The organism is Belliella baltica DSM 15883 (assembly GCF_000265405.1).
Taxonomy (GTDB): Bacteria; Bacteroidota; Bacteroidia; order Cytophagales; family Cyclobacteriaceae; genus Belliella; species Belliella baltica.
In genome coordinates this window covers 1,084,553-1,109,377 of record NC_018010.1, presented here as the reverse complement: position 1 = coordinate 1,109,377, position 24,825 = coordinate 1,084,553, and the positions used below count along the sequence as shown (strand labels likewise).

Here is a 24,825-nt window from a genome sequence, read left to right as displayed (position 1 = left end):
CCAAATCTGCCAAACCAAATAGGCTGAATCTGGTTTATGAATCTGTAATCCACTTGGGAAGCACCGATTTAAATCCCTATTTTTGCAAGCTTGATAAATAAAGGTTTAGCCCTCCATGACAGAACCAATCACCGAAAAACAAGAATACATTGAGATTTATGGTGCCCGCGAGCACAATCTCAAAAACATAGATATTGATATTCCACGTAATAAGCTTGTCGTGATCACAGGCCTAAGTGGAAGTGGAAAGAGTTCCTTAGCCTTTGACACCATTTATGCTGAAGGTCAAAGACGATATATGGAAAGTTTTTCCGCTTACGCACGTTCATTTTTAGGAGGAATGGAAAGACCAGATGTGGATAAAATCAATGGACTTTCTCCGGTAATCTCAATCGAACAAAAAACCACTTCCAAAAACCCAAGATCAACAGTAGGTACTGTAACTGAAATTTACGATTTTATGCGCTTGCTTTATGCAAGAGCGGGTGAAGCTTATTCTTATTTGTCAGGTAAAAAAATGATTCGTCAAACTGAGGATCAGATTGTCGAGCAACTTTTTGAAAGTTTTGGAGGAAAAAAATTATATATCCTTGCACCCGTCGTAAAGGGTAGAAAAGGACATTATCGAGAACTTTTTGAGCAAATCCGAAAAATGGGATTCTCAAAAGTACGCGTGGACGGTGTGGTGATGGATGTGATCCCAAAAATGCAGGTTGATCGTTACAAAATTCATGATATCGAAATCGTCGTTGATCGAATTATCGCAGAAGAGGAAGATAGATTTAGAATTACCCAGTCTTTGAAAACTGCACTTCAGCATGGAAAAGGAATCATCATGTTAAGAGACGAGGAGGGACATATCCACCATTTCTCAAAATACTTGATGGACCCGACAACAGGGCTTTCTTACGATGAACCTGCACCCAATACTTTTTCTTTTAACAGTCCCTATGGGGCTTGCCCTTCATGTAATGGGCTAGGAATCATTGAAGAAATTACCAAGGAAAATATCATTCCAGACCCAAAGCTCAGCATCAGTAGAGGAGGGATAGCTCCTTTGGGAGAATTTCGAGATATTTGGATTTTCAAAAAAATAGAGGCTATACTGAAACAATATAAATGCAGCATCACTACTCCTATAGGAAAGTTACCTGAAGAGGTTGTAGATATTTTGCTTTATGGGGATAAGATGGAGGTCGAAGTGAGTTCTGTCAAGTATCCTGGCACTACCTGGACGACAACTTTTGAAGGAATTGTCAATTTCTTAACCAAACAGCAAGAAGGGAGCTCTGATAAGCTTCAGCAATGGGTAAGTGAATTTACTACTACCAAAGTCTGTCCTGAATGTGAAGGATATAGGCTCAAAAAAGAAGCGCTACACTTCAAAATTGCCGAAAAGCACATAGGTGAGCTCGCTGTGATGGATATCACTACACTTGGCAATTGGTTTGAGGATATTGAGTCTAGAATGACAGAAAGACAAAATCTTATAGGCAAAGAAGTACTCAAAGAAATCAGAAAGCGAATAGGCTTTCTTTTGGACATCGGCTTGGATTACCTTTCTTTAAATCGTCCTTTGCGAACACTTTCAGGTGGAGAAGCACAGCGAATTAGATTAGCCACTCAAATCGGTACGCAGCTGGTAGGAGTACTCTATATTTTGGACGAACCAAGTATTGGCCTCCACCAAAGAGATAATGTCAAACTGATCAAAGCTCTTCAAGATTTGAGAGATTTGGGGAATTCAGTCATTGTGGTGGAACATGACAAAGACATGATGTTGGATGCAGATTTTGTAGTAGATATAGGTCCAGGTGCTGGTCGTCATGGTGGTCAAGTAGTAGCATCAGGAACTCCCACAGAATTTTTGAAGCAAAAAAGTATCACTGCAAAATATCTTTCCGGAGAGCTAAAAATCAAAACGCCTGAGAAAAGAAGAAAAGGAAATGGTGAGTTTTTAACATTAAAAGGTGCCAAAGGAAATAACTTAAAAAACGTGGATCTCAAACTCCCACTGGGCAGCATGATTTGCGTAACTGGTGTCTCTGGATCTGGCAAGAGTTCTTTGATTCACGAAACCTTATTTCCATTACTAAATCGACATTTCTACAACTCCAAAAAAGAGCCTTTAGAACATAAAGAAATAATTGGGCTTGACTTGCTAGATAAAGTCATAGAAGTAGACCAGTCACCAATAGGTAGAACTCCTAGATCAAACCCAGCAACCTACACAGGAGTATTTACCGATATCAGAGCTTTATTTACTGAGTTACCAGAATCAAAAATCAGAGGCTATAAGCCTGGTAGATTTAGCTTTAATGTCAAGGGTGGAAGATGTGAAGATTGTGAAGGCGCCGGCATGAAGCTTATCGAAATGGACTTCTTACCAGATGTACATATTCCTTGCGAAACATGCAAAGGGAAACGCTACAATAGAGAAACATTAGAAGTACGATTTAAAGGAAAGTCTATCTCTGATGTTTTGGACATGACTGTGGAGCAAGCAGTGGAATTCTTCGAGTTTCAGCCTAAAATTCTTAGAAAAATTCAGACACTTAATGAAGTAGGACTTGGATATATCACCCTTGGCCAACATGCAACCACGCTCTCTGGAGGGGAAGCTCAAAGGGTGAAGCTAGCCACTGAGCTTTCTAAAAAAGATACAGGAAAAACTTTCTATATTCTTGATGAACCTACTACTGGACTACATTTTCAAGATATTGAGCACTTACTCGAGGTTTTAAATAAATTGGTGGATAAAGGGAATTCTGTACTCGTCATTGAGCACAACATGGACATAATCAAAGTTGCGGATCATATCATTGACTTAGGACCTGAAGGTGGTCAAAAAGGCGGAGAAATAGTCACCCAAGGAACTCCAGAACAAGTTGCCAAACACAAAAGTAGCTACACTGCAAAATTCTTAAAAGAAGAATTATCCTAAAATAATGATTTAGCTATCAAACAGGCTATGTATCCATTGATATAATTGCTTTAAGGTCTTACTTTAGCATCATTATCTTTGATGTTGAACATGAACAAGACAAGACTATATTGGATACTTCAAGTGCTAGGTTGGTTAGGCTTTGCCTTGATCAACCTATTTCTTGTATCCTTAGAACGCGGTATTTCTTCTGTTCAGATTAGAGCCTTTTTTACTTTAGCCGCTTTTTATCTGGTATCGACCCACGGGCTGAGGTATGTAATCAAAAAATATGGCTGGTTCAACCTTTCCTTTGGTCAACTAATCTGGAATACTTTTCTAGCATTATTGGTACTAGGGTTTTCCAATACAATTGCTCAAATCATCATCAATTGGGTATTTGATATCCTAAATCCTTCTGCTGATTTCAGGCCAGCAAGTATTGCAGGAAATATTTTTGTCAGCTTTTTGTTTTATGCACTTTGGGTCATGCTTTATTTTCTTTTTCATTTTTTGGACAATTACAATCAAAGCTTAAAGTATCAAGCCAAAATCAACGAAATACAGCTGAATCATCTCAAAAGTCAGCTCAATCCACATTTTATTTTCAATGCACTCAATAGCGTGCGTGCACTTGTAGATGAAGATCCTAAAAAAGCTAAATCAGCAATTACCCAACTATCAAATATTCTGAGGTTTTCATTAATGATGGACAAAAAACGTGTGATTGATTTTGAAAATGAATTCAACACAGTTAAAGATTATCTTAATTTAGAGACGATCAGGTTTGAAGAGAGATTAAACGTAAAATATGAGATAGAAAATGAAGCATACGACTATAGAATACCTCCAATGATGCTTCAGACTATTGTAGAAAATGCCATCAAACATGGTATTTCAAATCGAGTAAAAGGAGGTGAAATTATCATAAAATGTTATGAAGGATTGACAGACGACTTATACATTCAAGTTAAAAACAGTGGACAACTTAAAAGTCAACCTTTTGCTAAGAAGAAAAATGGAGAGGGACATGGTATCGCAAACACCATTCAAAGGCTAAAATTGATCTATGGAGAGCGAGCAACCTTTAAAATATTCAATTCTGGTAACGATTTTGTCATAACTGAAATAAAAATTCCAAAACAAAACCTTACATTAGGTTAAAATTTAAAAACAATGAGAGCACTAGTAATCGACGATGAAAGATTAGCAAGAAAAGAGCTAATCAATTTATTATCTCAATATGATCATGTAGAAGTTGTGGGAGAGGCAGCCAATGTAGATGATGCAAAAGAGAAAATAGATGCGCTCTTGCCAGATGTGGTTTTCTTAGATATTCAAATGCCAGAAAAAACTGGTTTTGATCTTCTAGAAGAGTTGGATAATGTTCCTCATGTGATATTTACCACCGCGTATGACGAATATGCATTGAAAGCTTTCCAAGTCAATGCATTGGATTATCTACTGAAGCCCATAGAGCCAAAAAGGCTTTCTGAAGCTATAGAAAGGCTTCAAAAAAAGCTTCAGGATCAAACCCAAAAAAGCGAAGAATCCACAACCAAAGGAGGGGACAAAAAATTAACCTTGGATGATCAGGTTTTTGTCAAAGATGGAGATAGATGTTGGTTTGTAAAACTAGTCAATGTAAGGCTTTTTGAATCTGATGGAAATTATATAAAAGTTTATTTTGAAAATAATAAACCAATGATTCATAAATCTCTGAATGCACTTGATGAAAGGTTAGATGAAAAAGCATTCTTTAGAGCAAGCAGGAAACATATCATTAACCTTAGCTGGGTAGAAGCCATTGAACCTTGGTTCAACGGCGGTTTGGTAGTCACACTCAAAGGTGGCGACAGAATTGAAGTCAGCAGAAGGCAAGCAGCGAGATTCAAAGACATGATGAGTCTTTAATTCTTTTACAATATTTCAAAAGAGAATAAAAAAGTTCAAAATTATTGATTCTACAAACATATTTTTGTAAATAGAATCTTATAAAGGTTTTTATATACATAAAAACCTACTTGTTAATCCTAATAACGCAACATTTCCCATAAACCACTTATGAAAGAGGAAAGAATTCTGATCGTTGAGGACGATGTAAATATTGCCGAAAATATCGAGGAGATCTTAGAACTTTTAGGCTATGTCAACATAGATATCGCAAACTCTGCAAATCAGGCAATCAAAATTGTAAAAAAATATCGCCCTGATATGATATTTATGGATATCAAACTAAAGGGGGATAAGGATGGAATAGAATTGGGTGAGATTCTCAAACAAATGGTTGATGTACCATTGGTTTTTGTGACTTCTTATAGTGATCCTACGATCATCGAAAGAGCAAAAAGAATAAACCCAGCAGGGTTTATAGTAAAACCCTTCAATACCAATGATATCCATGCTATTGTTGAGATCGTTCTCTACAATAAGCGGATCAATCCAGTATCAGATCAAGCTTCTGTCAAATCAAAAGACGAAAGCCCATACTTAGTAACAGACGCAGTCTATATCAAAGCAGACAATGCTTATGAAAAAGTTCCTTATGTGGATATCTACTACGTAGAAGCCAATGGAAATATGGTGACCATCTTCACAAGACATAGAAACTATACCATTCGCAAATCAATGAAGGACATGGAAGAAAAACTACCTTCCAATCTTTTCTTAAGGGTTCAAAAATCATTTATCGTACAACTTGGTCAAATTGAAAATTTCAACACTAAAGAAATAGCACTTGAATCAGGTGCAGTAGTACAAGTCGGAAGGCAGTATTACAATAGCTTCTTAGCTAAGCTGAATACCATTACTGAAAGTTAAAAAAAAGGTGAGCATGACTCACCTTCTTTTTTATCGTTAAACCAAAACTTTTAATTATACTAGCTCACTAGATAAAATTCTTGTTTGCCTGATGCAGTCAAAAATTTACATTTTTTGAAAAGCTCAGAAAATTTGATTTCCAAATCTGATTTTTCTCCATAAAACTCGGCAATCACCTCTCCTTGTTTATTGATAAAAGTGGCAATTGGTTCAGCTTTTAATTCCGGCAATTCCACATTTACAATCATCTCTAATGCCTCTTTTTCCTCCGTAATTTCATTAGCAAGGACAGCTGTCAGTTGCTCACCAAGTACTTTGTTTTCTTGTGCACTCGCACTAAAAACAATCGTAAGTGCCATGATTAATCCTAAAAAGGCACACACATTTTTCTGAGTTAAAATTGAAGTATTCATATTTTTTTATTGTAAGGTTTTTTTAAGATTTGTCCAATTCAAATGCGGACAAATACCATATGCCAAAATTTGATCCTTTTTTTTTAATAATTTGATTATCAATTTTTTATGAAAAAACAACAAGGGTGGCACTGTTCGTTATTGAACAATAAATAATTGAGAATGATACAGAAATGAAGTAAATAGTTCGCTAAAAAGGTTGCTTCTAAGTATGTTAAAAATCCAAAAAAAGACCTGCCAAAACTTTAAGTTTTGTGGCAGGTCCGGGGCAAAAGATCTGAAAATATCAAAGTAGCTCGTTGGCTAAATTAGCCAAGTCAGAGCGTTCTCCTTTTTCCAATTTAATATGTGCATAAAGCGGATGTTCCTTTACCCTATCAATCAAATAGGATAGGCCGTTACTCTGAGAATCTAGATACGGCGTGTCAATTTGAAAAACATCTCCAGTAAAGATGATTTTGGTGTTTTCTCCAGCTCTACTGATAATCGTCTTGACTTCATGAGGTGTAAGGTTCTGTGCTTCATCGACTATAAAGAATATATTTGACAAAGATCTTCCTCGAATATAGGCCAATGGCTGAATCACCAACTTCTCTTGATTGACCAATTCTGTGATTTTCTGATATTCTTTGTCTGATTCTTTGAACTGATTTTGGATAAATTTCAAATTATCCCAAAGTGGCTCCATATAAGGATTCAGTTTGGATTTGATATCGCCAGGAAGAAATCCAATATCTTTATTACTCAAAGGTACGATTGGTCTTGCTAAATATACTTGTTTATAATCTCTTCTTTGCTCAAGTGCTCCTGCTAAAGCTAATAGTGTTTTTCCAGTACCCGCAACTCCTTGGATAGAAACTAACTTGACTCTAGGGTTCATGATTGCATGAAGAGCAAAGGTCTGCTCTGCATTTTTTGGTTTTACATTATAGGCAAGTTGTTTATCCACTCGCTCCATGGTATTGTCTTCAGAGTTGAAATAGGTCAACACGGAGGTTTTCTCATTTTTCAGAATATAGTAACCATTTGACTTGATTTTTTTTCTTCCGAAAATCAATTTCCCATCCACATGGTGCGCATCATAAAGCTTGTTGATGACGTCAATATCTACATTTTCGATTAAGAACTTTCCGGTATTTTCTAGTTCGTCAAGGTTTTTAATTTTGCCTGTTTCATAATCCTCTGCATAAATATCGAGTGATTTAGCTTTGAGACGAAGATTGATGTCCTTACTTACTAAAATCACTTTTCTTCCTTTTTCTGTTTGCTTGAGATGAAGGGCTGCATTGAGGATTTTATGATCATTTTTTTCCTCACCAAAAATCTCGTTAGCATTGATATTATTATCAGGATTCATCAATATCCTAAAATAGCCTTTTGTTTTTCCATTAAGTGGAGTCCAATTGTGGATCATATTATCTTTGGATAAATTATCCAAAAGACGAATGAATTCACGAGCTTCAAAGTTTTTGGTATCATTTCCTTTTTTAAACTGATCGAGCTCTTCCAATACGGTAATCGGGATGACTACATCATGCTCTGCAAAATTCATGATGCTGTTGTGCGCATACAAAATAACTGAGGTATCGAGCACAAAGATTTTACAATCTTTATCGGATTTAGCTCTAGGCATAGGTTGAAAATTTTAATGGTTGTTAGCTGTCAATAAGTTAAAAAAATAATGGTAGGATTACCATGCATTAACAAAAAAATAGTGCCCCCATTTTAGAATACTTTTGTATCCATCTGATTCTCAGTTTTATATTTTAATTAAAGACATTGAGGTAGAGATTTAATCCATAATCAAGTTTTTAAATGAAAATTTTGACTTAAAAGAACTCATTCGTATTCCCTTCAGCTCTTTTTATGAAGAGCTTTACAGCAATGGTTGGATTGGCATCAAGAAAATCCCTAGATTTGGTTGAGAACATGATACATATGAAAAATACAATATTTCTAGGCTTTGCCTTCTTCTTCCTTTTTTCCTGTAGTGGAAATAAAGAAACAGCTGATAAGGTGTTTGTAAATGGTTTTATCTACACTGTAGAAGACGATCAACCAACTGCTGAGGCAGTAGCTATAAAAGATGGAATTATCCTAGCTGTAGGTACTACTGAAGAAATTGAAGCTTTCGTAGGAAATGAAACAGAAACAATTGACCTACAAGGTAAAACTATGACACCAGGATTGATAGAATCTCATGCACACCTGATGGGTATAGGTTACAATAAACTGGATATTGACCTGATGTATGTAAAAACCTATGACGAGCTGGTCGAAAAAGTAGCCGAAGCTGCAAGCAAAGCTGAACCAGGAGAATGGATCACGGGCAGAGGATGGCATCAGGATAAATGGATAGAGATGCCTAATCAAACCGTAAATGGTTTTCAAACGCACGATGAACTGAGCGCAGTTACTCCTGAAAACCCTGTTTATTTGGCACATGCATCAGGTCATGCGTCTTTTGTAAACAAAAAAGCTATGGAACTTGCTGGCATTACTCCATTAGGAAGTGAAAATCTTAAGCAAGAAGTGGAAGGTGGAGAAGTCATCCGTGATGAAATAGGAAATCCGACAGGTGTTTTAGTAGAAAGGGCTTCAGGGTTAGTCAGCAGATTAATTCCAAAAGACACACCCGAAAGAGCAGAAAAAGCATTGGAATTAGCTTTGAAAGAATTGGCGGAAAAAGGAATTACTTCTTTTCATGATGCTGGTGGAAATCAAGATTTAATTGATTTATTAGAAAAATTCAAAGCTGAAGGTAAGCTAACCGCAAGAATGTATGTCATGCTATCCAGCAGAATTCCCGAACTTATCGAAGCCTGGTACAAGAAAGGCCCAAAAATAGACCCAGATCACATGGTGACTGTGCGCTCTATTAAACTCAACATGGATGGTGCTCTTGGGCCATGGGGTGCGTGGTTATTGGAAGACTATGAAGATAAGCCAGGAAGTCGAGGGCATGAAACTATGCCAATAGACTTGGTTACTCAAGTTGCTGAAAAAGGCTTAGAACTTGGGTTTCAAGTAAATTCGCATGCTATAGGGGATAGAACAAACAGAGAAGTACTAGATAGATATGAGGCAGCTTTTGCAAAATTTCCTGAAGCAAAAGATCATAGATTTCGCATAGAACACGCACAGCACCTCCATCCAGATGATATCAGTAGGTTTGGAGAACTAGGAGTAATCGCAGCTATTCAAGCAATTCACTTAAGCTCTGATAGGCCTTGGGCAATCGGTCGTTTGGGAGTAAAAAGAATCAAAGATGGAGCTTATGTATGGCAAAAATTGCTTGGTTCAGGTGCTGTGATCTCCAATGGTACTGATGCGCCAGTTGAGCCAGTGGATGCCCTGCCATCCTTCTATGCATCTGTTTCCAGAAAAACATTGAAAATGACGCCTGAAGGAGGCTACGAACCAGATCAAAAACTGACCAGAGATCAGGCTTTGAAATCTTATACCTTGGCAGGCGCTTATGCAGAATTTGAAGAAGACTTTAAAGGCTCAATTAAAGTTGGCAAAGCGGCTGATTTCACGGTTTTTGACCAAAATATCATGGAGATACCAGAAAACGAAATTCTCAACACCAAGGTAATGATGACCGTAGTAGGTGGGAAAACCGTCTTCAAGGCAGAATAATCACATCATACAAAATTGATTTTAAGGGGGTTCTAATCAGACCCCTTTTTTCATTTACTTGATTGAAAGGTACTTAAAAATCTACTCCTTACCGGATTTTTGATTTACCAGTCTCGTTAATCTTTCTTTGATAAAATACGTCCAGCCTGCTTGGCAACTTGCTCTACTAAACTCAGGAATCTCATCATTAAAGTCTTCTAGAACTTCATGTGTCAAGCTCAACTCGGTCTTACCACCCAAATCTCTCAATTCAAATGTTACAGTGGAGTCACCTGCAAACCCTTTATATTTCCAGTTATAGCTGATTTTCCTGAAGGGAGTTACTGCCATTACCTTCCAATTATGTGGAAAAACCCTTCCTTCGTTTTCAACCTCAAATTCAGTCTCAAATCCAAGCATTGCTTGAAATTCTGGTATGTTTTCGAAATACCACTGAATCATCAATTCACGCTCGGTCAGGTATGACCAAAGCAGCTCAATTGACAGATCAAAAGTTTCTCGGACTAGGATGGGGGCCTCTGATTTTTTCATGGTTGGGAATTAATTCAGCTATAATAGGGCTGGTCTATATTACAGCAGTTAGGCATTCGGAGCACTTCTCTTCCAGCCTACTCCTAACTTTTTAAAGATACTAAACTTTCTATTTACTCGGAACCGCCCGCTGTATCCAAGGTGATGTTAGAGTGCGTTATTCCTTTTTCAGAGTTCAATGGAGATTTTTACCTTCCCACCTAATCCCTTTTCAACTATTTCATAAAGGGTTTTCAGTGTCAGATTACTTCCATTGTTTTCAACTCTTGAAATATAAGTTCTCTTTTTATCAACTAATTCTGCTAATTGCTCCTGTGTTAGATTCTTATCCTCTCTTGCCTTTTTTAATAGCAAACCAATTTTGAAAGACTCAAAATCCCTTTCTAATTCATCCCTGCGTTCGGTTCCTTTGACTCCATACACATCATCTTTGATATCTTTCCAGCTCTTAGTATTCATTTCTTTTTCTTTTTACCTTTTTGAACTTCCTTTTCAGCATAATATTCATCCATCAGTCTGGCAGCCTTTTCAATTTCCTTGGTTGGTGTTTTTTGGGTTTTTTTTTGAAAGCCATTGAGCAAAATCACCAATTTGCCTTCATCAAAAAAACAAAACACCCTCCAAATGTTACTTGCCAACTGAACCCTGGCTTCATATAGGCCTTTCTTTGTTTTTATGGGTTTTAGGTAAGTCTCCGGAACTCTTTCAAAAGTTTCAATAGCCTCAATGACTTTTTAAATCTTGTTTTGAACTTTGACTGTTTGCTTTTTCAGAAAGTTCTCAAAGTGGTCTTGATAGGCTATAACTTCCCTGATTTTATCGATAACGTAAATGTAACTTAAAAGTTACTATTTTCAAAATTAAAAAACTGATTGTGCTAGGTTTGGGGTTCTTAATATGCACTATAACGCGTGTTGGTGGCTGGCAATTAATACCTTTAAATAATTCTCCGGAGTCATAACTCCTAATGCACTGTTTTTAAAATCTTTAGTATTCCGGGTGACTATCACATCTATGTCTCCAATCATTTCTGCGGAGAAGTTCTGTAAAGCATCTTCAAAGTCTTTAAAAGGTGAGTTTAGGGCTCGCAAAATTGCTTCTTTATCGGTAGTCAATACTTCAGTAATGGATATTAATTGATTCAATTTATCAACAACTTTTTCGTGCTTAGCATTCTGTCTCAACAAATAATAAACATTACTTATAATCACTGAAGTAATATGGCCCGAAATAGCTTTAGATTCGCAAAGGGCTAATACTTTAGCTGCATTGTCTGAAAATGGTTCTCTGTCGAAAAAGAAATCCAGAATAACGTCGGTGTCAATCAATATTCTTTTCATTCTTACAGGTGTTTTTCTGCAAGTCTCTTTGAGAGCTCCGTTTTATAATCAAAGTTTCTGGGTTCTTTAAATGTCCCCTTTAGAGATTTCACAATGGGCGTCAATTCAACCTCCTTGGCTTGCTCTTCTTTCGTTATAATTTTCAGATAATTCTCAATTATATCAGAAAGACTTCTGCCTTTTCCTGATGCGTACTTCTTTGCTTTCTCAATTATAGATTGCTCTATTGTAAGTGTCAGTTTAGTATTCATTTTACACTCCTCCAATTTAAAGTTTTTATACGTGTAAAATTAATCCAAATTTATAGCACGTGCAAATAAAACATGAATTGCACGTGGCAGTTTTTTTGTTTTGCTTGCCACTAACGGTCTCGGCTATGCGTAGTGCGGGATTTCAAGGCACTTCACTGTCCGCTTACCGAAAGGCTTGTTTAATGTAATTACTTTCATATCAGCACTTTAACCCGCATTACGTATAACCATTGTTGGCATTTCGTTATTTTTTTTCGTCCTCTATTAATTCTTTTTCTAGATATGTTGTTTCTACTTTATCAAAACTCCATTTTTGGATTGCAAAATCCACTATTTTCTTATGTCGTTTTTCGATTGATTCTGTTTTCCAAAAAACTGCTTCATTTTCAGAATTTGCAAAATCTTTAATCTCTGCTTGTTGATTTAAAAGAGGATTTGCTTTGTATGAGTCAAGTTTATCTTTAAATGCCTTATTTCCAATTGAAGCATTATGTGAGCCTGAGATTAACATTAGATTTCCCAAGCTGTTTAAGTGCTCAGACACAAAATCTTCAGAATATTCGCGGTCTTCATTCAGGTCATAGCCTGTCGCTATTGGCTCTCCGTCTGTTGGTGTTTGTGGTGAAATATGCTCTATTTGTTCATTCTCTAAGCTAAAGTTTTTGATACTATACCCTTTATTCTGAATTGAATTTTCATACTCCCAAAGCAAATAGTTTAAAACCTTATTTCCATACATTCCACCATTCAGATAGTTTTTTGTGTTTGTATCGCTCCAATACCAAGATTCATTCAATTTGCTTTTAATCTCTTGTTTAAGGTTTATTAAATCTCCTTTAAAATTGAGAAGAATTGAATTTAAACGCTCTTGAATATTGGCTCTGCTATTTATCAATCTTGCACGAAAGGTTAAAACTTCAAGTATATTAAAAAGTGTATTCAGTTTCTTGCTATCATCTCCAAAGTATTTATATCCTCTAATTACAAAAGGGTAGATAAAGGCAGGTGCATTTATTTTAGAAAGTTTTTTTGCATAAAAATTATCTGAGCTTTCAAACTTCTTCATATTTGAGAAGGAAGTATGAAGTTCAGAAATGTATTTTTTAATCCAATCTATCTTGTCTTCTGATTTCTTGAAAACTTCTTTAACATCTTCTAGTGTCCTGTAATTATAGCCTTTGATATAAGCGTTGTTGTGATAGATTAGCACACTATCTTCGTTGAGTCTTTTGAAATCATTGATTATTAAATAAATCAGCTTGAAAATATTTGACACATTTTCAATATTTGATTCTGTTTGTTCAGGGTCGCTGTAAACGTACATTTGATACATAAAGTAAGATTTGATTTTTTCCATATTTGTCAAATCTTTGCCTCTATTATTCTCCAATTCAAACATTAACGCAGAATCCTTTTTGCCCTCTAGTTCGATAATCGTTAGGTCAGTCGTCTCAATTTTTGTAAGAACTCGTAGCAAAATATCTGTCTTCAACTTTTCCAATTCTGTGACAAAAAATGTTTTAGCCTCCTTTATTCTTACTTGTGATGGTGTATTTGTTTCAAATTTCTTCTGATTGTCAATAATTAGTGAATCAAAGCAAGCCCTATCATATTCGACTGGGCGTAATTTTATATTCCCACCGTTTTTAAGGAAAATGTTTTCTTTAGTTTGAAAGTCGAAATCTTCTAGCTCTTTTTCTCGCTTTTTCAATACGTTCAGAATTGAGCGTATGAAAATGGTCAAAGTAGTTAATCTCTGTTGTCCGTCAATAATTTCATACTTAACATCTTTCTTGACAGTTTCTAAAAGGATATTTCCATAGAAGTAGTTATTCTCTCCTTCAATTTGTTCCAACAAGTCGTTAAGAAAAGTTTGCCACTGGTCTTTCTCCCAAGAGTAGGCTCTTTGATATACTGGTATTTCAAATGATTTTTGCGAGCTATCAAAAAGCCCTAAAGTTGTTTTCCTGTAAAAGTCCATATTTTATTCGTGTCGTTTTTTTATAATGAATGCCAACGTACTGTATAAGAGCAGTAGCAGGATTATTAAACTTACCTTTCGAATTATAATATACTTATTTAAATGCAAATCGGTTTGAGTTTAAACCCAAACCGCTATTGCTTTTATACCTTGTTACCTGCTTTTTTTTATCCAAATTTTACACTTGTCATAGTCAGAGAACCACCTAAAGGATTATCATTAAAGATTGTGGTATTGTCCTTTTCGTCTTTTAATCCTAAGGTGTATAATAAGGGCAAATAGTGCTCTGGCGTTGGAATCGCTAGGTTAAAAGCTTTACCTTGCTTATTAAAGTCAATTAAATTTCGGTGATTTCCTTCCAAAATCCACTTCTTCATTTTGCTATCAGCTTCTATTGCCCAATCATAGCCGTAGTTTTCATTAATTTTTCTAAAATCAACTTTTCTTAAATTATGAACCATATTACCACTACCAACTATAAGCACGCCTTTTTCCCTTAGCTTTTTTAATTGTTGTGCCAACTCGTAGTGTTGCTGTGGCGTCATTTTATAATCCAAACTAAGTTGAATAACAGGTACATCTGCTTTTGGAAATAAATGCTTAACTACAGTCCAAGCTCCATGGTCTAATCCCCATTTATCATCTAAGTGAACGGTTCCTGCTGGATTAACATATTCTGATATCTCTTTAGCCAGTTCTGGGTGTCCAGGTGCTGGATATTGTACCTCATAAAGCTCTTTTGGGAATCCACCAAAATCATGAATTGTTCTTGGGTTTTGCATGGCTGTTACAAAAGTTCCATTTGTTTCCCAATGAGCAGAAACCACAATAATAGCATTGGGTTTATCCAATTGTTGTCCTTGTTTTTTAAACTCTCTAACAAATTCATTGTCTTCAATACCATTCATAGGCGAGCCATGCCCTAAAAATAGGACAGGCATTCGCTTAGAAGATTCAAAAGAATCTGTTATGTTTTCTAATTTGTTTAATGTTGACATCATAGGAATACTTAATGTGGTTAGTCCAGCTACCTTTAAAACTCTTTACGCTGCATATTAAACGTATACTTTGGTCAAAAATTCTTTAGCGGTTGTTGGTTTTCTTCCCAATAACTTCTCTAATGAATTGTCTGACATTTCTAATTCGCCATTGGCTTGTGCTACCGAAAATGCGGTAAATAATCCAATGTATTCATCTGGAACACCATACGTTTTTAGTGTAGCCTGATACTCTTCTGGTGAAGGCGATTTATAGGTGATGTTTTTACCACTTATCTCAGCAATTAGTTCAGCTACTTCATTGTATGAAATCGCTTGATTGTTCACTAGTGGATAGGCTTTATTTTCATGCCCTTCAGAAGTCAATACCACAGCTGCTGCTTCTGCCAATTCTTGTCTTAACACTGAACTGGATTTTCCATTTTCTGCTGGTTGCATAATTACACCGGTCTCCAAAACTTGCTCTCCTATAAAAATAGGTAGCATATCCAAATAAGTGGCATTTTGCAAAATTGTATAGTTTATACCACTATCTTTTATCCAGTTTTCGGTTTTTAGATGCGAATCCATTAAAAATGCAATTGCAGAATTATCGGTCTCCTGTTTTCTCATAAACGAAGTATAGACAATATTCTTTACTCCAGTGGCTTTTGCTGCTTTAACCACATTTTGATGTTGCTCTGCTCGGTTTTCTATTTCGCTGCTAGAAACAAATAACAGTTTATCTACGCCTTCAAAGGCTTTTACTAAAGAGTCATAGTTGGTGTAATCTCCTGTTTTTACGGTTATTCCATCTTCTTTATAGCTGATTGCCTTTTCCTCGCTTCTAGAAAGTACCGAAATATCAGAAGTGCTTACACCTTTTTCTCTTAATTGCTGAACGGCATGTTTACCAAATTCGCCTGTTGCTCCTGTTACTAATATCATGTTTTAAAATTTTTGATCGTTAATAATGATACAAAAGTATTACATTTGCTATATAAAGTATAGTTGGTTGTTAATTTATATTGATATACTTTTGTATAGTAAAAATTTAAACTGCATGATAATGAATGGTTTACAAAATATTTCTGAGATAAAAAAATGCCCTGTACAATATGTTTTGGCGATTAATGATACTTTGAACGTGATAAGTGGTAAATGGAAGTTACCTATACTTGCTTCTATTCTTTACGGTAATTATAGGTACAAAGACATACAGGCCAATATCGATAAAATTACACCTAGAATGTTGTCTAAGGAGTTAAAAGAATTAGAACTAAATGGCGTTATAACAAGAAACGTTTATGATTCAACGCCAGTTCGTATTGAATACAAAATGACCGAATCAGGTAAAAATATTCTTACAGTCCTTGATGCAATGGTTGATTGGGGTGTTTCTCATAGAAAATCTACATTCAAACATTCGGATTAAAAGTATTTTTTCTGCAAATTGCAGCTAACGGTTTGGCGCTTGGCGAAGAAGCGGATTTCGAAGCACTAGACTGTCTGCCAGCACTGAACTTGATACGAAGAACAAAGCTTCATTTAACCACTGAACCTGCTTTTTTGCCAAACGCCTGTTGAACTGACACCCTACGGGTGAGCGATTTACCTAAATTCTGCTTATTTTTATTTATATCAAAATCTTAGATCATGAAAACTCAAAAAAAACACGCTGGGCACTGTTGCCCTCAATGATTCCGCTAAGGAGTATTTGCTAAAACTATCTTCTTTCCTAGAAGCCAAAGCATATTCCCATATGACCATCCGCAACTATATGGCCGAGATGCGCTATATTTTCGCCTATTTCAATCACCTTAATCCTGAGCAGCTCACCCAAGATCACATTGCCTCTTACATCAATTACATCAAAAAAGAGCATGCTGTCGGTAGGGACAAATGCAGGATGACGGCTCAAAGCTGTAGCTTCTTTTTTAAACACATTTTACCTTCACCTTATGTAGTCCCCCACGCACTTTATCCCCGGAAAGACTTCAGACTTCCGGAAATTCTAACCCAAGATCAGATCAGCCATGTAATCCAATCCACAACCAATATCAAGCATAAAGCCATCATTGCTTTGTTTTATGGAACAGGTATCAGGTTGAGCGAACTTCGATTCTTGGAAATGAAACATATCTCAAGAGCCGAAATGCAGCTCAAAGTTGTGGCAGGAAAGGGTAGCAGGGACAGATTTACTATCCTTCCAGCTGCTGTTCTCCCTTTGCTTGAAGCTTACTACAGAGTACACAAGCCGAAAGTTTTTCTCTTTGAAGGACAGATCCCGGGAAAAGCTATGAACGACCGCTCCATACAGCACGCCATCCGCATGGCCATGAAACAGGCGGGCTTTGAACAGTATGGTTTTTCCGCACATTCTATCAGGCATTCCTTTGCCACACATCTGCTTGATGCGGGAACAGATATTCATACCATCAAACAGCTTCTTGGACACTCAAAGATAGAGACTACTATGATCTATCTTCACCTTACCAAACAACGTAGGGAAAAACTAGTATCTCCACTTGATTTGCTAGCTGATGGAAACTGACTCTTCTTTCCAATCCCTATTCAGACATCAATCCATCCACAGCTTCAATACTTATAGCAAAGCTGTTTTTGCTGATCTTGTAGCATGTCATACCGCTGCTAAGGGCTATCACATTAGCAGATGCAATGATCAACAATGTGGCAACATCGCCCATCGCTACCATTGCTGCGGTAACAGACACTGTCCCAACTGTGGAAGTATGAAAAGGGACGCTTGGATTCAGGGAAGGATGGACGAACTACTACCTACAGCATACTATCATGTAGTATTCACTTTGCCCCATGAACTCAATGTTGTGATCATGGGCAACAGAAACAGGCTATTTAACTTGCTGTTTCAGGCAGCTTCCCAAACATTACTCAAACACGGTCGAATGCCTGAATTCCTGGGAGCTGAACCAGGTATTACAATGGTTCTCCACACTTGGGGACAGGATCTTTCTTTCCATCCACATGTACATTGTATCGTCAGTGCAGGTGGCTTCGACGGAAAGCGTTGGGTAGATGCCAAACGCAAAAACAACCGATTCCTTTTTCCTCAAAAAAGTCTGGCAAGTATGTTCAAAGCCATATTCATGGAAGGGATGGAAAAAGATCCCTCAATTAGCTGGATTGGCAGTAAAAACAGCGTAATTAAAGCTGTAAGGTTCAAAAAATGGAACGTATACGCCAAAGCTCCTTTCGGTTCACCCGATAGAGTCGTCGAGTACCTTGGACGCTATACCCACAAGATTGCCATCACCAAACACCGAATCCTTGAGGTCAACGCAACACATATCAAGTTCAGCTATAAAGACTATGCAGACGGTTCCAAAACAAAACAGATGTGGCTTACTCATCAGGAATTCCTTAGAAGGTTTGAGCAGCATATCCTACCAAAAAGGTTTGTCAAGATCCGCCACTTCGGATACTTGAGAATACAGGGCAAAACTGAACGGTTGGCTATGATACGGTCTTCTCTCGATATGCAACCAACCAAACCCAAAGTCACAATTCCATTCCAGATCAGAATGCTCGAAAAATACGGCAGGGATATTTTAAAATGCCCTTGCTGCGATCACGGAAGAATGGAAACAATCTTTGATACAAGGGATAGATCAGCCAGAAAACAAAAATCTTTCAATCCAAATCCAGCCCCTTCCTGACATGTATTCAGGATCTAAGAAAACAATGGTTGGGTCCAAGACATCTCTAAAGCAGAATACCCCAATTTTGGGTAGGGGATTTTATGCCTTTTCCACAAGGATTGGTCAAATAATAGTAGAAATCGTAACTAATGAAAAATAATTAAACCCATAAAAAGAGTACTAATACACCTAGCAAACACTTCACCCTCCAGTTGTCAGTCAACAGCCACTAGCAAAAAGCCCTGATAGATTTTACATCAATCAGGGCTTTTTTTCAAAGGGCTTTTCTCTAGTGGGCTTAATGTTATCGCTTCGGTGTTCTTTTTCGTCCGTTTGTTTGTTGGTCATTTTGGTCGTGTTGCTGTGAAGGGTTGGCATTTTATACTCTTGTTAATTCGTCCATTAATGCTTTACGCTGTGGGTATTGCTTTCTAAACAATTCGATTAATTCATTTACTTTGTCGTTGCCCCCAAGTTTTTTCATTCTTCGTAAATACCTGCAAGCCGTTTGATAATTATTTCGACCGACATATTTTTCAACATAATTCGTTAGTCTTTCACTATACAATTCAATTAGTTCAGCGGAATAATCTTTAGCTAAGTACTGTTCGTTTTCCTGAATGTTCTCTAAAGACAAATTCTGTTTTAGCATCAAAAACAACCTGTCCCACCATTCCTCTTTAATATAAACCTTGCGTATTAGCTCCGTATAAGTCCATCTGTTTTTAGGTGTAACCTCCTTGATTATTTCTTCTAAAAAAGGATGCCATTTTTCAGGTTCAATATTGTTTTTCAGTATCTGGTAATAATCTTGTGTTGCCCCAAAATTTTCAATCAGCCTGAAACGAGCATATTCAATAATCTTGGGCTTGTCATTCTGAACTAATGCAATTTTCAACAGCCAATCATACCAATCTTTTGCTAAGCCTGGTTTGCTTTGTTCATCACAAGTAATTCCGTCTTTAGCTAATGCTATTGCTCTTTCAAAGTTTTGGTTTTCAAAGGCTTTTTCAATTTCTTGTTTTCTGATTTTTGAATTTGAAATATTTTTATTGATGAATTCCTCTACATCTTTTTGGTTTTTATACTGCCTTAGTAATTCCAATTTATATGATTGAGCGTATTCTCGTTCATATTCTCCATTCACAGATTCCAAACAATTCAAAATAATATCGGCTTCATTTTCATTATCTATTAAATCGCCTGCAATGTGGAGTATGCCTAAATGCCAATCCCAACCTTCAAAAAGTTTTTGTTTAAAAGCTGAAATACAGTATTCAAAAGTTTCTTGTTTTAGTGCTGATGAAATTTCCTCTTTTGATAGTTTTGAAAGTAGCTCCATTGCCGATTCAACAAAATAGCCTAAATCACCGTTACTGTCATCTCCAAATTGGAAAGCTTTGGTTATTTCTTCCAATAAAGCAGTACTGATGAAAAACACATTTTCAAAATTCTTCTTTTGCAAATATTTTTCGGCATTTTCTAAAAATGGCTCGGTAGCTTTCACCACATATTTCATATCAGACCAACCAATCCAACCGTCTCTACCTGCTGCTGTTTGCAGTATAGAGTGGATTTGTTTTTGATAAAATTCTTTTGATTGATTTTGATTTAAATGCCCGAATGATGCTAAAAAATAGTTTCTAAATTTCTTGTCCTTTTTGCAGTTTTCTTCTACAAACTCTATCAATTCATTGTGCGAAATAGCTTTTAATAACTCTTTGACTTGTTGATTGACAGACTTTGTTTTTTTCTTCTTCTCCGGACTATTGGGAGAGGATTCGTTTAACTCCAATTCATCTTGTTGCAAATGGAAGATAACCGCAACTACGTGTTTACAAACAGCCCCCATATCATAAGGACAATCACAATTGTGTTCAATTATTGCGTTGTTTTCAACTTCTAATTGAACAGTGTAATCCTCTGTACCTGATACAATAGCTTCATATTCTCCATTTGAAATTTCTGAAAAATCGGTTATTGCACCGCCCTTAAAGTAAGCCAAGCCTCTTTTGAGGATAGTTTCATCTATTAATTGCTCAAATTCATTTAAAGGGATTCGCATTAATTACTTCTATTTAAGAGGTTCATCTTGTACGTTTGGCATTTTATTTCTGTCTTTCATTTTATTCACTGTCGTTGTTTTTTTACACTGAGCGATAACGTTTTGCAGCTATACGTCAGGCAGGGAATTATTAGCAAGAATGTTTATACGAAGAACAAACAATTGATAAACCACAAAACTGTCCTACGAGAGATGAAACCCCTGCTTGCGTATAGGTGCTGTTATAGCCCGTTGTTATTGTCTTTCGTATTGTTAGTCAATTAGTTAAAATTAAATTAAATATATAAATTATGAAATTAGATTTTAGTGAATTATTAACCACACTCAATAATGAGTTCGGTAAAAATGTCGGAATGAGTTCATACTACGTGAGGTCTGATGTGACAAATAGTAAATTTCAAATTCTTTTACAACATTATCTTGACCCATTATGTGTTGAGGAATTTGAATTTGTTGTAGTTCCCAATGATGGTGTTATTGTTAAGTCTTTCAAGTATAACGATAAGATTGGTGATGGTAAAATGTCACACCCTTATGATGTTATATTAAAAGATGATACAAAACCTATTTCATTGAAAAACATTGATAGTATTAATGTTAGACTCACATTTTAAACAATATTTCAATCCATTTTCGTAGATTCAAATCGGTCTTTTCAATTTCTGTATTAGTTCTTTCAAGTCGATAATATAAATCATTTTCTTCGTCATGGATAACAAATACTAATTGATTGAAATCTGATTGATAGATTTGATAATTATCAATTATTTTATATTGTCTTAAGAGACTGTTCATTTAAGTGTGTCTGCTAACTTTACACAAGATGAACAAGAAAAAGACAATTGAGGATTTATTAAATGATCCAAAGATGAGTGACCGTCTAAAAGAGCGGTTATACAGCAAGAAGGGCTTGCTGGGCAAAGAGAGCCCCTTTAGTGAGATTTTACAACAAATGGTGAATACCATGCTTGAGGGAGAGATTGAGAGTTTTCTATTAGAAGAGCGGGCCTCTGGCCATGTTAATAAGCGTAATGGCAGGACTCCCAAGCGAGTGGTGAGCGATGCCGGTTTTCTGGATATTTCTACTCCCAGAGACCGTAATGGAGACTTTGAGCCCGAACTGGTAGGCAAACGTGAACGTGAACTGAGCAGCGGCCTTGATGATCAGATACTGGCGCTGTATGCGCAGGGTAATTCAGTGGAAGACGTAAGACGTCTGCTGGAGGAGATTTACGGGGTGAGTATCTCAGCAGGCCGTATCTCCCAGATTACCGATAAGGTGCTCCCTGAGATTCAGGAATGGCGTACAAGAAGCCTTCAAAGCTTTTATCCCATCGTGTACCTGGATGCCATACACTTCAAAGTACGCCAGGAGGGCAAATACATCAGTAGCGCCTTCTATACAGTATATTCGGTGGATTGGGAAGGGAATAGGGACGTATTAGGTCTTTACATCAACTCGGGCGGAGAAGGAGCTAAAAAATGGGGCCTGGTAATGGAAGATCTTAAATCAAGAGGAGTAGCCGATATTTTGGTGGTCTGCACGGATGATCTACAGGGATTTTCCGAACAGATTCAGGAAGTGTTCCCTGCTTCAGTTGTCCAAAAGTGCATTGTTCATCAAATGAGGAATTCGCTGAAATATGTGGATGAAGCTGATAAGAAGGCTTTAATAAAGGACTTACGTCAGGTATACACCTCCACCACTGAAGAAGGTGCGAAAACAGCATTGTCAGCCTTTGAAGCCACATGGGGCAAGAAATATAAGTATATAGTACGGCAATGGCGTGACAACTGGACTGAGCTGATGGCATTCCTGGATTTTCCTGTAGGGATGCGGAAGATGATCTATACAACAAATCCGGTAGAGGCCCTACATCGGATCATGCGAAAACTGATAAAAAGCAAAGCTGCATGGGCATCGGAAACAGCACTGTTAAAGCAGCTCTATTTATCGATCAGTCGGAACGAAAAGTCATGGAAGAAAAATGCAAGGGGATGGACTTCCATCCAGCGTGAAATCATGGAGCTGTACCCGGATAGGGTGCCACAAAAAAACTGAATTTTCAGCCTACTGTCTTAGTTGCCTTAAGGCAACTAAGACAGTAGGCTGAAAGAAAGATTAAACCTTAGACACAGTTTAATGAACTATTCCTGTCTTAATTGTGGTGGTCTTTCTTTTGTTGGGTCACTATGAAGTCTTCTGAATCCAAAAATGTTTTGATTGTTCATTGTTTTTATGTTTAATCGTTAATATTTCGGTTGTCGTTCTCACAATGGGCTATAACGGTCTGTGTATGGTTAGTGGCGGATTTATAGGTGCTTAATTTTCAGCTTGACACTTGGTTTGTTTTTTTGTAAAACTTTGAATTTTAACACAAAACCGCCATTAACTATACACTTTGTTGTGCTTTCGTTACTTTTTGTCAAGATTAATGTATAGTCATTCCACCATCGACTATATGTTCTTGACCTGTAACAAATGAGGCTTCGTCTGATGCTAAGAAAACAACAATACCTGTCAGCTCACTTGTTTCAGAAATTCTGCCTAAAGGAATTTCATCCAATGCATTTTTACCTTCTTTAGATGCGTCTTCATCGGTTGCTTCTATCATCATAGGAGTAAGTACAAAACCTGGGTGCATAGAATTTACTCTAATGTTTTTGGGCCCAAATTCAAAAGCCGCAGCTTTTGTCATTCCTCTGATAGCAAACTTACTCGCCATATAACCCACATTTGGGAAACCAAAACAAGCTACAATACCAGCAATTGAAGAAACATTAATAATAGAACCAACACCTGCTTTGAGCATAGAAGGGATAACCGCTTGCATACCTAAAAGAATACTGTGCTGATTAATATCTATTACTTTTAAATAATCTTCGTGCTTTATTTCTAACAATCCAGCTACTGGACCCAAAATACCAGCATTGTTCACCAATACATTTACATTTCCAAATTTACTTTCGCCTGCTTCAACAGCATTTTTCCAATCATCAGCACTTGCAACATCTAATTTTACAAACAATGCGTTTTCTCCCAATTCGTCAGCTAAGGCTTGTCCCATTTCTACACGAATATCGGCTAAAATTACTTTAGCGCCTTGTTTTACAAATTCTCTGGCGTGAGCTTCACCCATACCTCTTGATGCACCAGTGATTAATGCAACTTTGTTTTCTAATCTATTCATTTTTCAATTTTTTTAATTGTATAATGATGCAAATTTCCATATTTAAGTTGGATATTTACTTGTCAGAAAACTTGTATTTTTTGTCAGTTTTGATTACGCCATAGTTCTAAACGTGGTAGGAGATAAGCCAGTTTCTTTCTTAAAGAATTTACTAAAAGTGTAGATGTCGGCATAGTTCAAGGTGTAAGCGATTATGCCGACAGTATCGTTGGTGGTTTTTAATAATCGTTTCGCTTCATTTATTAAAAGAGCATTAATAATTTTTTTAGGGCTTTTTCCAGATACTCTTTTTATTATAACACCCAATTGATTATGATTAATATTAAGTTTTTCGGCATAAAACTTTAAACTTCTTTCTTTTGTAAAATTTCGCATAACTTCATTCTTAAACAACCTAAAAATCATCTCATCTTTGCTAATATGTATTTTTTCTAAATCAATATATTTTTTTAAAATAAATTCTGTTTGAAAAATTAATGCGGAAGTCAAATTTCTTGCCATGGATTCCCATTGTGGTCCCATAGGTTTGTTTAATAAGAAGAATATAGTGTTAAAAACACTTAGTAAAGAATCTCTATCGGTATTATTTAAATTAAAAAAAAACTTTGCCCCATAACTAAGAAAAGATTTGTTTTTCAATGTAAAAATATTTTCTGCTAACTTATTTACGAATTCTTTGGTGAATAAAACAAAAACACCTTTTGTTTTAGGGGCTATGTCAACAAGTCTAAATATTTCTTTTGGCCTATAAACCATTAAGGTATTTTTTGTTAAATCACAAACGTTACTATCTATCTCAATCGTTAATGAGCCTTCTGTAATTAAGCCAAAGCTATAATAATTAGGATTGATAGAATAGGGTTCGAAAATGCTTGGGATTTCCGACAGGAAATAAAATTGATTCGTTTTAGATTGGTTTAACGATCTAAAATCAACAATATCAATTATTGAGCAGTCTTTTATTTCTTTTTCCTTCAAGGTCGATTTTTTTCTAATGAAGCACAACGTTTT

The 24,825-nt window shown here is 36.3% G+C and carries 23 protein-coding genes; 10 read left to right on the top strand and 13 right to left on the bottom strand.

What is annotated here, in order from left to right:
* Positions 1–115: 115 nt before the first annotated feature.
* The 4 genes from uvrA (at position 116) to BELBA_RS05145 (ending at position 5,743) form a co-directional block, all read left to right on the top strand.
* Positions 116–2,944: an excinuclease ABC subunit UvrA gene (uvrA, locus tag BELBA_RS05160; RefSeq protein WP_014771696.1), complete on the top strand. Its 2,829-nt coding sequence runs from the start codon at positions 116–118 to the stop codon at positions 2,942–2,944.
* A gap of 90 nt (positions 2,945–3,034) precedes the next feature.
* The gene (locus BELBA_RS05155) at positions 3,035–4,087 is read left to right on the top strand and encodes a sensor histidine kinase (RefSeq protein WP_014771695.1); all 1,053 of its coding nucleotides are present in this window, start codon (positions 3,035–3,037) and stop codon (positions 4,085–4,087) included.
* A 12-nt stretch (positions 4,088–4,099) separates the two neighbouring features.
* A complete protein-coding gene (locus BELBA_RS05150) occupies positions 4,100–4,837 on the top strand; it encodes a LytR/AlgR family response regulator transcription factor (protein WP_014771694.1) in 738 nt (245 codons plus the stop codon).
* A gap of 150 nt (positions 4,838–4,987) precedes the next feature.
* Positions 4,988–5,743 (top strand): response regulator, encoded by a 756-nt coding sequence (locus BELBA_RS05145; protein WP_014771693.1) that lies wholly within the window; start codon positions 4,988–4,990, stop codon positions 5,741–5,743.
* A 59-nt stretch (positions 5,744–5,802) separates the two neighbouring features.
* Here the strand turns inward: BELBA_RS05145 and BELBA_RS05140 are convergent, their stop codons facing one another.
* Together BELBA_RS05140 and BELBA_RS05135 are read right to left on the bottom strand one after the other, a co-directional pair.
* Complete coding sequence (locus BELBA_RS05140) at positions 5,803–6,156, bottom strand: hypothetical protein (protein WP_014771692.1); 354 nt, start codon at positions 6,154–6,156, stop codon at positions 5,803–5,805.
* A gap of 286 nt (positions 6,157–6,442) precedes the next feature.
* The gene (locus tag BELBA_RS05135; RefSeq protein WP_014771691.1) at positions 6,443–7,789 is read right to left on the bottom strand and encodes a PhoH family protein; all 1,347 of its coding nucleotides are present in this window, start codon (positions 7,787–7,789) and stop codon (positions 6,443–6,445) included.
* 305 nt (positions 7,790–8,094) lie between these two features.
* Here BELBA_RS05135 and BELBA_RS05130 point away from each other — a divergent pair, with 305 nt between their 5' ends.
* A complete protein-coding gene (locus BELBA_RS05130) occupies positions 8,095–9,798 on the top strand; it encodes an amidohydrolase (RefSeq protein ID WP_041779532.1) in 1,704 nt (567 codons plus the stop codon).
* An 81-nt stretch (positions 9,799–9,879) separates the two neighbouring features.
* Here BELBA_RS05130 and BELBA_RS05125 read toward each other — a convergent pair whose 3' ends face one another.
* From BELBA_RS05125 to BELBA_RS05090, 8 genes are all read right to left on the bottom strand, one after another.
* Positions 9,880–10,329: an SRPBCC family protein gene (locus BELBA_RS05125; protein WP_014771689.1), complete on the bottom strand. Its 450-nt coding sequence runs from the start codon at positions 10,327–10,329 to the stop codon at positions 9,880–9,882.
* A 168-nt stretch (positions 10,330–10,497) separates the two neighbouring features.
* On the bottom strand, positions 10,498–10,788 hold the full coding sequence (locus BELBA_RS05120) for a helix-turn-helix domain-containing protein (protein WP_014771688.1): 291 nt from the start codon (positions 10,786–10,788) through the stop codon (positions 10,498–10,500).
* Positions 10,785–11,048 carry a type II toxin-antitoxin system RelE/ParE family toxin gene (locus BELBA_RS05115; RefSeq protein WP_342626405.1) on the bottom strand — a complete coding sequence of 88 codons (264 nt, stop codon included), beginning with the start codon at positions 11,046–11,048 and terminating at the stop codon, positions 10,785–10,787. The genes BELBA_RS05120 and BELBA_RS05115 overlap by 4 nt, the downstream gene beginning before the upstream one ends.
* A gap of 183 nt (positions 11,049–11,231) precedes the next feature.
* Positions 11,232–11,669, bottom strand: coding sequence for a type II toxin-antitoxin system VapC family toxin (locus BELBA_RS05110; protein WP_014771687.1), 438 nt, complete (start codon positions 11,667–11,669; stop codon positions 11,232–11,234).
* A 2-nt stretch (positions 11,670–11,671) separates the two neighbouring features.
* Positions 11,672–11,920, bottom strand: coding sequence for a DUF6364 family protein (locus BELBA_RS05105; RefSeq protein ID WP_014771686.1), 249 nt, complete (start codon positions 11,918–11,920; stop codon positions 11,672–11,674).
* 244 nt (positions 11,921–12,164) lie between these two features.
* Entirely contained in the window at positions 12,165–13,901 is a 1,737-nt protein-coding gene (locus BELBA_RS05100; RefSeq protein ID WP_014771685.1) for a DUF262 domain-containing protein, read from the bottom strand.
* Positions 13,902–14,068: 167 nt separating this feature from the next.
* Positions 14,069–14,899: a 4,5-DOPA-extradiol-dioxygenase gene (gene ygiD / locus BELBA_RS05095; RefSeq protein WP_014771684.1), complete on the bottom strand. Its 831-nt coding sequence runs from the start codon at positions 14,897–14,899 to the stop codon at positions 14,069–14,071.
* 57 nt (positions 14,900–14,956) lie between these two features.
* The gene (locus BELBA_RS05090) at positions 14,957–15,826 is read right to left on the bottom strand and encodes an SDR family oxidoreductase (RefSeq protein ID WP_014771683.1); all 870 of its coding nucleotides are present in this window, start codon (positions 15,824–15,826) and stop codon (positions 14,957–14,959) included.
* Between the two features lie 115 nt (positions 15,827–15,941).
* Between BELBA_RS05090 and BELBA_RS05085 the strand changes: the two genes are divergently transcribed.
* From BELBA_RS05085 to BELBA_RS05075, 3 genes are all read left to right on the top strand, one after another.
* Positions 15,942–16,313 carry a winged helix-turn-helix transcriptional regulator gene (locus BELBA_RS05085; protein ID WP_014771682.1) on the top strand — a complete coding sequence of 124 codons (372 nt, stop codon included), beginning with the start codon at positions 15,942–15,944 and terminating at the stop codon, positions 16,311–16,313.
* A gap of 282 nt (positions 16,314–16,595) precedes the next feature.
* Positions 16,596–17,432: a tyrosine-type recombinase/integrase gene (locus BELBA_RS05080; protein ID WP_280956311.1), complete on the top strand. Its 837-nt coding sequence runs from the start codon at positions 16,596–16,598 to the stop codon at positions 17,430–17,432.
* On the top strand, positions 17,422–18,576 hold the full coding sequence (locus tag BELBA_RS05075) for an IS91 family transposase (protein ID WP_014771681.1): 1,155 nt from the start codon (positions 17,422–17,424) through the stop codon (positions 18,574–18,576). Before BELBA_RS05080 ends, BELBA_RS05075 begins: the two co-directional genes overlap by 11 nt.
* 361 nt (positions 18,577–18,937) lie before the next feature.
* Here BELBA_RS05075 and BELBA_RS05070 read toward each other — a convergent pair whose 3' ends face one another.
* Positions 18,938–20,623: an SWIM zinc finger family protein gene (locus BELBA_RS05070; RefSeq protein ID WP_014771680.1), complete on the bottom strand. Its 1,686-nt coding sequence runs from the start codon at positions 20,621–20,623 to the stop codon at positions 18,938–18,940.
* A 290-nt stretch (positions 20,624–20,913) separates the two neighbouring features.
* Here BELBA_RS05070 and BELBA_RS05065 point away from each other — a divergent pair, with 290 nt between their 5' ends.
* A complete protein-coding gene (locus BELBA_RS05065; RefSeq protein ID WP_014771679.1) occupies positions 20,914–21,237 on the top strand; it encodes a hypothetical protein in 324 nt (107 codons plus the stop codon).
* A gap of 209 nt (positions 21,238–21,446) precedes the next feature.
* A complete protein-coding gene (locus BELBA_RS05055; protein ID WP_014770852.1) occupies positions 21,447–22,685 on the top strand; it encodes an IS256 family transposase in 1,239 nt (412 codons plus the stop codon).
* Between the two features lie 370 nt (positions 22,686–23,055).
* On the opposite strand, the gene BELBA_RS05050 is transcribed toward BELBA_RS05055, so the two are convergent.
* Both BELBA_RS05050 and BELBA_RS05045 read right to left on the bottom strand, forming a co-directional pair.
* Positions 23,056–23,814 (bottom strand): SDR family NAD(P)-dependent oxidoreductase, encoded by a 759-nt coding sequence (locus BELBA_RS05050; RefSeq protein WP_014771677.1) that lies wholly within the window; start codon positions 23,812–23,814, stop codon positions 23,056–23,058.
* Between the two features lie 93 nt (positions 23,815–23,907).
* Entirely contained in the window at positions 23,908–24,792 is an 885-nt protein-coding gene (locus tag BELBA_RS05045) for a helix-turn-helix domain-containing protein (RefSeq protein WP_014771676.1), read from the bottom strand.
* Positions 24,793–24,825: the final 33 nt, after the last annotated feature.

Coding starts and splice junctions, on each gene's coding strand:
- BELBA_RS05105 (WP_014771686.1), bottom strand. CDS start 11,920: ATGAATACTAAACTGACACTTACAATAGAGCAATCTATAATTGAGAAA.
- BELBA_RS05100 (WP_014771685.1), bottom strand. CDS start 13,901: ATGGACTTTTACAGGAAAACAACTTTAGGGCTTTTTGATAGCTCGCAA.
- BELBA_RS05065 (WP_014771679.1), top strand. CDS start 20,914: ATGAAATTAGATTTTAGTGAATTATTAACCACACTCAATAATGAGTTC.
- BELBA_RS05075 (WP_014771681.1), top strand. CDS start 17,422: ATGGAAACTGACTCTTCTTTCCAATCCCTATTCAGACATCAATCCATC.
- BELBA_RS05125 (WP_014771689.1), bottom strand. CDS start 10,329: ATGAAAAAATCAGAGGCCCCCATCCTAGTCCGAGAAACTTTTGATCTG.
- BELBA_RS05140 (WP_014771692.1), bottom strand. CDS start 6,156: ATGAATACTTCAATTTTAACTCAGAAAAATGTGTGTGCCTTTTTAGGA.
- BELBA_RS05150 (WP_014771694.1), top strand. CDS start 4,100: ATGAGAGCACTAGTAATCGACGATGAAAGATTAGCAAGAAAAGAGCTA.
- BELBA_RS05085 (WP_014771682.1), top strand. CDS start 15,942: ATGATAATGAATGGTTTACAAAATATTTCTGAGATAAAAAAATGCCCT.
- BELBA_RS05135 (WP_014771691.1), bottom strand. CDS start 7,789: ATGCCTAGAGCTAAATCCGATAAAGATTGTAAAATCTTTGTGCTCGAT.
- BELBA_RS05070 (WP_014771680.1), bottom strand. CDS start 20,623: ATGCGAATCCCTTTAAATGAATTTGAGCAATTAATAGATGAAACTATC.
- BELBA_RS05090 (WP_014771683.1), bottom strand. CDS start 15,826: ATGATATTAGTAACAGGAGCAACAGGCGAATTTGGTAAACATGCCGTT.
- uvrA (WP_014771696.1), top strand. CDS start 116: ATGACAGAACCAATCACCGAAAAACAAGAATACATTGAGATTTATGGT.
- BELBA_RS05145 (WP_014771693.1), top strand. CDS start 4,988: ATGAAAGAGGAAAGAATTCTGATCGTTGAGGACGATGTAAATATTGCC.
- ygiD (WP_014771684.1), bottom strand. CDS start 14,899: ATGTCAACATTAAACAAATTAGAAAACATAACAGATTCTTTTGAATCT.
- BELBA_RS05055 (WP_014770852.1), top strand. CDS start 21,447: ATGAACAAGAAAAAGACAATTGAGGATTTATTAAATGATCCAAAGATG.
- BELBA_RS05155 (WP_014771695.1), top strand. CDS start 3,035: ATGAACAAGACAAGACTATATTGGATACTTCAAGTGCTAGGTTGGTTA.
- BELBA_RS05110 (WP_014771687.1), bottom strand. CDS start 11,669: ATGAAAAGAATATTGATTGACACCGACGTTATTCTGGATTTCTTTTTC.
- BELBA_RS05050 (WP_014771677.1), bottom strand. CDS start 23,814: ATGAATAGATTAGAAAACAAAGTTGCATTAATCACTGGTGCATCAAGA.
- BELBA_RS05130 (WP_041779532.1), top strand. CDS start 8,095: ATGAAAAATACAATATTTCTAGGCTTTGCCTTCTTCTTCCTTTTTTCC.
- BELBA_RS05120 (WP_014771688.1), bottom strand. CDS start 10,788: ATGAATACTAAGAGCTGGAAAGATATCAAAGATGATGTGTATGGAGTC.